This is a genomic window from Arhodomonas sp. KWT (assembly GCF_010993615.1).
Window position 1 is genome coordinate 1 of the sequence record NZ_WNXE01000522.1, and the last position, 1127, is coordinate 1127.

Annotated in this window: 1 protein-coding gene; it reads left to right on the forward strand. The window is 69.8% G+C overall.

The window, feature by feature from the left end:
• A partial coding sequence (locus tag G7A99_RS20410) for an Hpt domain-containing protein (RefSeq protein WP_205599959.1) occupies positions 1-1127 on the forward strand: 1127 nt, incomplete at both ends.

The window sequence follows — 1127 nt, forward strand, 5'->3', positions numbered from 1 at the left end:
GAGCATGCGGAAACGCTGGTGAACGGCGACCCGGACGACGAGGGCATTATGGCGGTCGCCGAGGCCCTGCTGTCGGTCGAGGCCGCCCTGCGCCATTTCGCCGAGGGGCATGCCGACGACGCCGAGCCCGGCGAGGCGAGCGGTTTCCAGGCGGAGTACGAGTCCGTCCATGATCAGGCCCTCGAAGAGGCCAGGCGTGAGATGGCCCGGATCCGCGAGGCCATCGTCCGCGACCTCGAGGCCGGCCAGGGTGAGGAGGCGGAGGCGTCCCTCGCCGCCAGCTTCCATTCCCTGCAGGGCGTCGGCCGGTTTCTGTCGATGTCCCGGTTCAGTGAGCTCGTCGGGGACGCCGCGCGGGTCACCGCCGGCGTTCTCCGGACGCCGGGACCGGTGGACGACACCACCCTGGATGACATGGCCGACGCCATAACCAGTCTCGAGTACTATCTGGAAGCGGTGAGCGAGGGGCGACACGAGGTCGAGCCGATCCTGGACATGGCGGCGTCGGTGCTCGAGCGACTGGTGCCGATCTATGCCGTGGCCGAAGAGCCTGACGGGCCGGTGGAGGGCGGGGATACGGCGCCGGAAGAGGACGCTGGTGCGGACGGTGCTGCGCCGCCCGCGGATGAACAGCCCCTCCTCGATCTCGGAGACGCCGTGTTCGAGGGCGTGTCCGCGGACACGCCGGCGGAGGTGTCGGCGCCGGCGGAGCCGCCGCCGGAACTCGATTCCTCGCTGGAAACGGACGCCGAGGGGGCCGCGAATGCCGGTGCCGGCGGGGATCAGGCCGCGGCGCAGAGCGCCCCCGCGATCGATTTCGCGAGCAAGCGGGGGCGCGTCGACCATGACGTTCCCGTGCGTGCCGCGGAGCCGGATCCAGAGATCCTGGAGATCTTCATGGAGGAGGTCGGGGAGGTCCTGGAGACGCTCAACGAGTGCTTCCCGGCCTGGCGCGGCAATCCGGACGACCGCGACTCACTCCTGACGACGCGGCGGATGTTCCATACCCTCAAGGGCAGTGGTCGCCTGGCCGGTGCGTTGCTCCTCGGCGAGCTGGCGTGGTCGGTGGAGAACCTTCTCAACCGTATTCTCGACGGCAGCCGTGACGCCACGTCGCCCGTATTCGA